The sequence below is a fragment of the candidate division WOR-3 bacterium genome (assembly GCA_011052815.1).
In the GTDB taxonomy this organism is placed as follows: domain Bacteria; phylum Hydrothermota; class Tepidihabitantia; order SM23-42; family SM23-42; genus DRIG01.
On record DRIG01000095.1, the window covers coordinates 1 to 10,362 of the forward strand.

7 protein-coding genes are annotated in these 10,362 nt (G+C 43.6%); 2 read left to right on the forward strand and 5 right to left on the reverse strand.

Annotated elements, in window-relative coordinates; genetic code table 11:
- The first annotated feature begins 654 nt into the window (after window positions 1-654).
- Window positions 655-1,023 (forward strand): hypothetical protein, encoded by a 369-nt coding sequence (locus ENI34_09095; protein HEC79276.1) that lies wholly within the window; start codon window positions 655-657, stop codon window positions 1,021-1,023.
- A 275-nt stretch (window positions 1,024-1,298) separates the two neighbouring features.
- Window positions 1,299-1,538: a hypothetical protein gene (locus ENI34_09100; protein HEC79277.1), complete on the forward strand. Its 240-nt coding sequence runs from the start codon at window positions 1,299-1,301 to the stop codon at window positions 1,536-1,538.
- Window positions 1,539-1,581: 43 nt separating this feature from the next.
- Here the strand turns inward: ENI34_09100 and ENI34_09105 are convergent, their stop codons facing one another.
- The 5 genes from ENI34_09105 to ENI34_09125 form a co-directional block, all read right to left on the reverse strand.
- Entirely contained in the window at window positions 1,582-5,325 is a 3,744-nt protein-coding gene (locus ENI34_09105; GenBank protein ID HEC79278.1) for a CHAT domain-containing protein, read from the reverse strand.
- Between the two features lie 3 nt (window positions 5,326-5,328).
- Window positions 5,329-5,799 carry a hypothetical protein gene (locus ENI34_09110; protein ID HEC79279.1) on the reverse strand — a complete coding sequence of 157 codons (471 nt, stop codon included), beginning with the start codon at window positions 5,797-5,799 and terminating at the stop codon, window positions 5,329-5,331.
- A gap of 72 nt (window positions 5,800-5,871) precedes the next feature.
- Complete coding sequence (locus tag ENI34_09115; protein ID HEC79280.1) at window positions 5,872-7,830, reverse strand: tetratricopeptide repeat protein; 1,959 nt, start codon at window positions 7,828-7,830, stop codon at window positions 5,872-5,874.
- 2 nt (window positions 7,831-7,832) lie between these two features.
- On the reverse strand, window positions 7,833-9,557 hold the full coding sequence (locus tag ENI34_09120) for a tetratricopeptide repeat protein (protein HEC79281.1): 1,725 nt from the start codon (window positions 9,555-9,557) through the stop codon (window positions 7,833-7,835).
- Window positions 9,558-9,629: 72 nt separating this feature from the next.
- Window positions 9,630-10,334 (reverse strand): hypothetical protein, encoded by a 705-nt coding sequence (locus tag ENI34_09125; protein ID HEC79282.1) that lies wholly within the window; start codon window positions 10,332-10,334, stop codon window positions 9,630-9,632.
- Window positions 10,335-10,362: the final 28 nt, after the last annotated feature.

Here is a 10,362-nt window from a genome sequence, read left to right on the forward strand (position 1 = left end):
AGTAAATCCGGATGGCTGAGCTGGATAGATTAGATAATCACCAGGGATTTGAACCAACTGAAATTGGGATACAATTATTGAGTCTGCCTGGGCATCGGGTGGGATGATATAGTTAAGATATACTGCCGGCAACTCAGGTGTGCCGGGCTCACCACGAAGACTGAACTTCGGTGCCTTTATTCGGTCAAAACCATTCTCTTTATAAAAAGAGAATGCTGTTGGAGAATAATCAATCGTATACCCCCCAGAGGAGAATACACGAGATACTCAATAAGATACTTATTTTACAGAGTTTCACCATTTTTTCCTCCTTACTAAGATACTCTCTTTACCAATCTTACCATTTAGTTACTGATTATAGTATAGTAAAAATCGGTAAGCTGTCAAGATATAATTGCATAACCATGGTAGACTCAGACGTCGTCCTGAGTGAAACGAAGGAATGGCAGAAGGACGAAGGGCGGAGAGCTAAGGGCATAGGGCGAAGGGAGATTCTTCGCGGAGTTTACACTGAACAGAGTGAATGTGCTCAGAATGACAGGGGGAATGGGTGAAATGAAGAGCGGGCGAGGGATGAAAAAAGTGGAGAGGAGTCAGTTAACACAGAACTTGACAAAAAACCTGATTTTGTTATCATAAATACGGAATAATATCATGGAAAAGAAACCCCTGGAGACAAAACGGCTGCTGCTCGATTACTGTCCGGCAAAGAGAATTTTTGATGACGAAAGGTTCGCCGGCAACTTCACCATGTTTCAAAAGACCGAAGAGATGAAAACTCAGGATGTCCTCATACCCGAAAAAAAAGACCTGGGTACAATAAAGGCATGTAAGTGCAGCGGCGTTCTTAAACAGGGCGTTTTTCTGAATGCCGAAAAGAGTCGCGAAATAACGCATACCCAGTATGATACTCCCTATACAAAGAGTTCCTGGGAATGCTGCTGCATTATTTCATACCAGAAGGGAATCGATATCGAAAAGATAAAAGAGATATTCCAGCCCGGTGTAAAAGCATTATACTGAAAAAACAATTCTGCTCACATCCCTCACCACCATCGCCGGATTCGGTTCGATGATGATTGCTAAGTACCGGGGATTCAGTAGTCTGGGAGCCCTGCTCGTCATCGGAGTGGCGGTCTGTTTTATAACAACCATCCTCTTTTTGCCGGCGATCATCAACATCGTTTTTAAAAACAGATAAAAGAACAGACACTTAAACATATTTAAATATATTTAAGAGTCACACACACCCCTTGCGGTTTATGCTTCTGCCGTTATAATATATAAAAGGAGGTTGTATGTTCACAAAGCCAAAAATAATCGAAGGGCCGAGCGGCACATCAAGAACACCGGCGCTGAACATCATCCCCCTCACTGCTCAACCCCTCTCTTTCAGAACCAAATCCTTCGCCTTTTACGTAAACCGGAATAATGACGGTATAACACTCTATATCAAGACGACCGATTACCATCCGGGTATTCTCGCCGTACCTCTGGAAAGACTCGAAAAATTGATTGACTACCTGAAAGAAGCTTGATTCTTTACCAGACCGGTATTTGAATAATAATGGAATCAGAATATTATCGGTTGTAACCGTAGAGTCCGAACGGCGCCCAGAAAAATGGATGTGAAAATTCCCTGCTGTGCATCAACTCCCGTTCAGCATCGGCAAGTGCCTTTCCTATATAAACATCCTTTTTTAATTTCTTATAGAACGATGCCATCAAACGGCCGGTCGATTCATCACAAACCTTCCATAAAGATGCAACAATGGTCGGAGTGCCGGCATAGATAAATCCCCTTAAAAGGCCGATAATCTCATCCCCTTTGGTAAACTTTGATAATCCCGATTCGCAGGCGCTGAGCACCACCAATCTGGTGTTTTTCAAATCAAGGCCATAGATCTCATATGCCTCAAGTCTGCCGTCGTCGATGAAATCCACCCCCTTTGCCAGAAGTAAAGCTGATGAAAGAGGATCCATCCGATTGAATTCACCGTGACAGGCGAAATGGATGATATTATAATCTCCGGCGAACATCCGACATTTTTCTTCAGTCGCCTCTTTTCCCAAAAAGAGAAGCGGTTTTTCATAATAGCCGACGATCTCCCGCACTTCCTTTTCAGCGTTGGGCAGGGCGAGTGATTGATTATTCAGGTTTGGATTGCCGAAAGCGATGATAGTGCGGGCGGGTTTATCCTTTTTCTGAAGACAGTATTTTAAAAGACCGGCGCTCGGCAGATAGGTAATGTTATATCGCTCGATCATGAATGAACCAACGGAATCAATCAAACAGGAAAACGGCAGATAGTGCAGTATTGCATGTGGTACGATAATCAAATCGTTCGTCTTCAAATCTTCTGCCATCGGCTTAATCAAAATATTAAACAGCTCTTTCGCCGGTTCGATGTAAATTTCTTCATCAAGCGACGTTATTGCACTTCTAAAACAGGCTACCAGATTCGAAAGACGATTGAAATCTATCTTTATATTTCTGACCGCCAACATATTCTTCGTTACTGCAAAACAGACAAGGCTCGTGTCGGTCACATAATACTCAAGCATCGTAATATCAGATTGAAGACCGTCTTGAACTTCAGAAATACACACCGGCCTGACGTCAACCAAACTGGCGAGCTCAGGCTTTCCCTCCCTGATTTCCGCCATCAAACTGTCATATGAAAAAAGGGCGTACCGCAGTTCCTCATTCCATTTCTTGGATTCGTCCTGACCTGCACCGTTTGAGTTCTGGAGCTTCTTCTTTAACTCTTTTATTCGATCTTCAATCTTTTTTCGTTCAAACAGAATATCCCTGTCTTCCGGTACAGGTAATTCAATCATCTTGCCTTCCAGCAGTTCCAGCAGGACCCTTGCTTTTGCCCGTTCAACACATTCAAATGCCTGCCGGTATTTCTTCTGCTTCAGCAAGAGCATTATCATCCTCTCGTAAAGTTTCATCTTGTCCTCAAGAAAATACATCCTGTTCTCTTCACTTTTGATTGTGCTGCGGAATCTTTCAAGAATCTCCAGAGAAAGTTCATAGTATTTCTGGGCTTCATCATTCTCACCCTGTGATTCAAAAATCCTTCCGCGGTTCGACATCACCCACATCGTCACGGCGGGGAAATTCACCTCTTTAAGAGCAAGTAAACCGCGTTTTTTCTGACCGAGATATTCCATACTCCTGTCAAAAAACGCCGCTGCACTATCCAGAATGCCCAGTTCAAGATAAACCTCACCTGTCAGTTCATATACCATCCCGAAGGCGGATTTATTAAAGGTATTACCGGCAGAACCGGAATATTTCGTACATTCGAGAAGATTATCTAAAGCCGACCTCCATCTTTTCCTCGCCATCTCGACAATCCCCAGGCCTGCATAGCCGAACCCCAGGACTTCGTCGCCATGCAGCGGCAGCCGACCTTCATTCTTCCAGAGACTCTCAATTGATGCCTTTGCCATACCGAAGTAGATTTCAGAAGAATCCAGCACACCCATATCAAAATAAGTCCACGCGATATTTCCTCTTAAAAAACCGCGTATCACAAGATCCCGGGGAGCCACTCTCGCAGCCAGAGCCAATCCCTGTTTCAACACGGCAATTGATCTTTCGAAATCAGTCTGGATACGGCAGGCAAGACCGAGATTATTGTAAGAGGTCGTAATATCGAGGTCTGCCTTTAACCGTCGTGAAAATTTCTGATATAACTCAAATGAAACCACTGCTAAATCAATATTCCCTTTGCCCAGGGCATTGAGCCCGGTGAAATTAAAAAGCTTCACCAGCTTCTTTATCTCTTCAAACTCCAATTCAATATGCCTTTTCTGATAATAATTACAGAAGAATCCGAACACTTTTTCCGCCTCAGCAAAATCCGTTATTTCCGAATAAGATTCCGGCATGTCATTTATTAACGTCTTTATAGACCAATTGACTTCTTCCAAAAATCCGCTCTTCTCAAACGACGAAACAGCACGAATCAGCATCTCTGGTTTATTCTTGAGATTATAAATTCCCAGATAAAAAAGGCCCCGTTTATACCACTCTCTATTGATTCTGTACAGAGAATCTACCTGACCTGCATAATACGCAGCTGAATCATCGCAAGCCGACTTTAAAAAAGCGAATACCAGATTACTGAATTTGCTCAAAGAATTCGGCTCATCTCGAAGACTGTCGATAAAAAGAGAAATCCTGTCATCCGGGATATTGAAGAAAGTAAATGCGGAACTGCCGGTTTTAAACAACTCCAATGTATCCTGGTATACATAGTTCAGGGAGGAATCATGATATATAAAAAAAGATTTCTCAAGTCCTTCTGCTTCAGGTATAGCCAATCGTTCGACATCAAGCAACTCTCCGACATCCACTGATTCTCCGCTCAATACATCATATCCCCGCACAATTCCAATTGCGTATGTGAGCAGCTTGATTCTGTCGGTGTCATCCGGCGCCGCAGAACAAAATCGCCTCACCTCATAATTCAAAAGAGGATCATGGGGAGCCAGTTCAAACGCTGAAGTTAAAAACTTCGGCTCACGGGTGACTTTATAAAGCGCAAACAACTGGAACGGTGTATATGGATATATCGTCCTGAGCCTGGAGAGAAGACGAGGAATCATCTCACGATACCCTTCACCAGCCGTATGCGCCAGTGCGAGAACCAACCCTGCATGGATATCGGCATTCAAGGAATCAAATTCTACAGCCCGGAAATATTCCTGAATAGCTGAAGCGGTCTTCCCCTGATATTCATAGACCAGCGCTCTACCGTAGTGCAACGGTGCGGTATCAGATCCCTTACATAATAGCTTTCTGAAGAATTCTTCCGCTCGTTTCAAATTATGTGCAAGACAGCAGGCGGCGACATAATATCTTATCTGCTCAAGATTATCAGAATCATAACAAAGTTCATCTTCAAACTCGGTCAGTGCTTCTTTATAACACCCTGAAAAAAGATGACGATAAGAAGGCGGTAGATAAAAAAACGACAGCCCGTATTCTGCAAGAGCTTCTTTATTGCTGTCGATCATTTTAAAAAGAATACGCGCCTTATTGTAAAACTCTTCCGCTGATCCGTAATTTTGTTTGAGTAGATATTCTTTGCCGAGCCGTAAAAACAGCTCTCCCAACTCTTCACGCTCTATGATATCCAGGTCGTCAAACTTATCTCTGAATTCATAATCATTCTGGTATCTCTTCAAAAATATCTCTGCTGAATCAATCAGTTGGGCATCGTCTTTTATTTCCTGCTGAGAAGGAACTTGAGTCACCGGCTTTAAATCTGCGGACTGAAGCAATAAAAATATGATACACACCAGCATCTTTTAATAGCTCTCAATCGGCAGGGACTCAGGACCCCAGTAGGCGTCCGCATTATTGGCCAGACCCGCCAGATATTTTATATTGTACCAGCCCCGTACATCATTCGTCTTGACAGTGATGAAAACAGAGAACTCAGCACCCGGATAATAAGGAAATTCAGTAATTGTGGTGCACATCCAGGTGCAGTAACCTGACCGGTCATTGAAATCCGTTTTTTGAACGAGCATATTTCCGGAGTATGAACCGGTAAGATGGATATCTTTAATCTCCCAGTCTACGGGGAGAGTCAAATAGAAATATGCCTTATCACTCCCGGAATCTCTCGACTCCCCGACTGTATGGCCGTCGATTCTTATCCTGAATATTCCACCGGCTTTAACTCTGGAAGGCTGCCTGATTCTGTCGATAAAGAGCGTACAGTCCAGGATCAGAATAAGAATGAATAATAAAAACGACAATCGTTTAAGTCGCAACCGTTCTCCTTTTGATATTGAAAAATTATAATCTATCAGCCGGCAGGATCCAAAAAAGGAAAAATTATTCCGTTAAAATCGTGCACCGAATTGAATGAACGGTGAAATTTTCTCCTGGACCTCGTAAGCATCATCTTCCCCCCAGAGATAGGTCCGTTCATAAAGCAGGTTCAATGAAATCAAACCGTTGAGTACCTTCAATCCGGCGATTCCCGCGATATAGGTATTTTCATCCATCGTGGTTAGGGTATTAAAATCGTCGAAATTGGACTTATAGAAAACACCCTGTAATATTACAGGAATATTTTCATCGTCAGCCACAGAAATGCGCGCCGTGAAAAGACCACTGCTGTCGACCCCGCTCACGCTCTGGTAATCAGCTGAGAATTTCATAATCGATCCCAAATTAAATCCGCTTGTCGCATAGAAGCCGTTCGTCTTTTCTTGATATCTGGCGAGCACCGTGTTGACGACGTCGGATCCGTACTGACGTCGCTCTTTTTCATAGAAGGCATCGAATGGAGCCGGCTCAAAATCCTCTGACAGGAATAAACCCGCTCCATACAGTGAAAATGAAATATCCTTTTTACCCATACCTCCGAACCGGATTAATAAACCGGTCACATTACCCATACCGTGCTGAAGGGTCTTTGCGACTTCGCTCGCCACAAGAAAATGAAATGCGCCGTGTGAAGCGAGGTAAACAAGTAAATCACCGCCCAATACTTTATAATCATACTCATTATCCTGGGCATAGGTGAAACCCAGCTCTGCCCGCTGCAACAGATCATCCGGATATTGCGCCCACTTACCGAGATAGGCGTGTCCCACAGTCACTTCCATCGGTGAAAAACTATTCACCATGCCGCAGACACCAATCGTGTTATCTTTTGTTTGAAGTGCAAACATACTTCCCAGTTTCCGATTGTTTTCATCCGCCTGATTAAAATAGTCCCTTATGATAAGACCCAACCCCAGGGTATAATTGTTGACTGAACCGACGCCGAAGTAAAAAGGCAGATTCGGATGGCCTAAGCGCACCGTCTGAAAAATTTTCTTATAGTTCCATTCTTTTGTTCTGATACTGTCTTTATTCACCAGTAGTTCCAGAGAAAGTTTGAATCCCACCCATTTCGTCTCCATTGCCGGATTGGATTTGATTGAAAACCACTTTTCCTTATTAATTGTTGTAATGCCTGTACCGAGATTCAAATCAAAAGGCTTGCGTATCAATTCGGCAAGCCGCTCCTCTGGCCGGATCAACCTTGCGATGATAATGTCGAGTGTGGATACAATAAAGGGAATGTCCGCCTTCTCGCCCCGCAAAGGCAAGACACCGCTTAAATCGACATCCTTGAGCTCTGGTTTCAATTGATAGGCGAGCCTTCTTTCGGAATCGGCTTCTTTCCGCAATCCCTTTCTCTCCAGCACAAGGCTGTAGTATAAATGGGCTTCAGGATATAAAGAGTCGAGCTTTATCGCCTCTTTGAAAAATATCGCCGCGGTATCATCCTTTCCCTCAGCGAGAAGAACAACTCCCATGCCGCAATAAGAGATCGGATTGCCCGGGGCAAGAATCTGTGCCTGACTGAATTCCTCTATTGCTTTATCAAAATCTTTCTTTCGATAATAGAGATGTCCGAGATTGATGTATAACTCCGCACGACCAGGATGCAATGATTTCTCCTGCCGGAAATAGTTTATTGCAGAATCTTCCATAGCAAGTTCGGCATAGAACTGTTCAATCAAATAATAAGCATCGATCAAAGTCGTATCGAGCTTCACCGCTTTCTTTAAATGCGGAATCGCCTTTTCATATTGACCGTGCTTACCATAAGCCCCTGCCAGCGCCAGCCGGTAGAGTCCATTCATCGGTTCAATCTTCACCGCCGCATAATATCTTTCTATCGCCGTTTTGTACTCTTTGTTATTATAGAACTCAAGGCCTTCCAGAAAATATTCTTCGGCAATATCAATCTCTGTCGCCGACAGGATGGATAAGAAAAAAAAGGATAAAAATATCAACCGCATCTTTATTCACCTACCTTTACAATCTGCAGTGAATTCACTTTCTTCCCACAAAGATTGGCTAAAAACCCTAACTTCTTGTAAATCCACTGCTCCTGATCTTTTTGTTGCACAATATCGTCAGGCAGACCATATGCCGCCCGTACTTCACTGGCTGGAGAGCCGATCCCGATACCTTTTGAGGTCTTACCGCTGAATCCGTTCTGGGCGAGAACACCGCTTACTTCTTTCTCTCTCAAAAATACGACGATATTATGGTTATAATAAGATAGTGCGAATAGTTTTTCAAGAGCGACCTGCTCGTCAGGTTCTCCCAGGATCGAACGTACACTGTCTTCCGGCATACCGATATAGATCCCGCCGAGGGAACATTCAGGCCCCACCTCAGAGAGATCATATTTAAATGTTTTATCTAGAGAAACAAGGTGTTCAACGGCTTCTTTACTGAATCCGGAGACATCAAGCAGTTTTTTCCAGGTATCGATCGCCAACTTCTTCTGTCCTGCCTTTTCATATAAAAGCGCCGTATTATAAACAGGAAGAGCCCAATCTTCAGCAAGTTCCACGGCTTTTTTATAAGCTGCCTCGGCATCTTTATATTCTCCTTTTAAATAGAATATATTACCCAGATTATTATAAAAGAAATGCTCTGCTTCTTCCCCTTCCAGCGCTTTCCGGGTGAACTCTTCCGCCCTGTCGTAATCACCGCTTAAAGCGAATATTATCCCTTGATTACCGTAATAAACAGCATTGTATGAACTGTCAACCTCAGCCGCCTTTTTGTACGCCTCTTCGGCATAAAGTAATTCATCGGGAATTCCCCTTAATTTTATATTCGGTTTCTCATGATAGGTCACGACAAAAATAACCGGCGGCCCGTCGAGTTTGCTCACCGCTTCAAAAAGATATGCAGCGCCGAGATTCATCCAGCCCGCCGCACTATTGGAAAATGTCGCGGTAAAAAGCTTAAAGTACGTCACCGCCTCACTGTATCTCCCTTCATTCAACGCCTCGACACCGAAATTAAATTGATCGAAGTTGCGCTCCAGCTGCGCCCGCATTTCATAGAGATGCGCAATTCTCTCTGTTAAACGAGGATGGTCGTCATATATCTCATCACCGGGAGGTGTCTCACCATAATTTTCCCTGATTGCTTTATAAAATTTGATTATCGATTCAAAATCATACCCGGCGCGCATCGCATATAAAATTCCATATTCATCGGCTTCGAACTCCTGCTGTCTCGAATACCCTTTTTCTAAAATCTGAACGATCTCCGAAGGTATCGCCGCTCTTTCCTCATCCATAAAATTTTTCAATCTCTGCCAGGCGACCGAATGTCTGAGAAAGACATGTGCGATTTCATGACCGAGAATACCGGCAAGCATGGACTGACTCTCTTCTGTTTTCAAAGAATCCAGAAAATTGAGCATCCCGAGTGTTACATAAATAGGTCCGGCGGGAAGTGCAAAGGCGTTTACAACATCGGTATTCAGAATACGGCAGTCGAAGATCGTACGCAGGTCTGACGCCCTCATTATTTTTCGGGCGATGGGCACAACACGGTTCACCAGGACAGTATCCGTTATTATCTCATTCTGACTTTCTATCAGCTTCACCGCCTCTTCACTGATTTTTACGGCAAACGCCGGTCCGGGTTCGACCTTCTGGCCGAAGACCGGTATAAAAAAACCGACAAAACATATTAAGCACATCTTAAATATCTTCATATCGTTTTACCTTTGTCTATAACTGTTTTCAGGGGGCACTGCATAAAAAACCAGTGCCCCCCATATGTAAAATTAATCCCAGAGATTCCAGGTGAACGTCTCGTCTTCACCGATATCCCGGTATATCGGACCCCAGAAATAATCGGTATAAGTACCTTCTCCATATAGTTTGGTATAACCTTCCCAGATTTTATAATATGAATAATAACCCGGAGAAAGGGTTCCCTTGTACCAACCGTCGATATAGATATCTATGGTCCAGGAAGAATAATTGTTAACCCTGACCCAGCAATATCCTCTGGTCTGGGAAGCGACGAGTTCATATTCTTTGGCGAGCTTCATAAATTCATCGGCCTTCGCATTGTCTCCCAAACCGAAGATTGCATCCTTATAAAAATCAGCAACCGCCCGGGCGAGCTTTGCGTTCTTCTGTTCTTTTGCCAATTCACCTACCTCTTCGAGCAATGCGGCGGCGGTGATTATGCTGCTTTTTTTACCGGACATCTTCTCTGCGCAGAAAAGAAGTGAAACCGCTGCGAGTAAATCATTACCGTCTTTCTGATGACGGGCGTTATCAATCATTTCACCGATGTCACCCAGAAAATCATAAGTAGGATCGATCTCATCCTGAATATTTTTATACTTCAATTTCTCCACCGTCAGTTTTTCTGAACCGGTCTTCAGTTCCTCTCCCTTTCCCTTTTGGGCAAACGTTAATCCGGGGATAACCAGTGCGGCAACCAGTAAGATTGCCAGTATTTTTGTTGCGACTTTCATTTTACCTCCTTTCTTGATTGATCTGTTT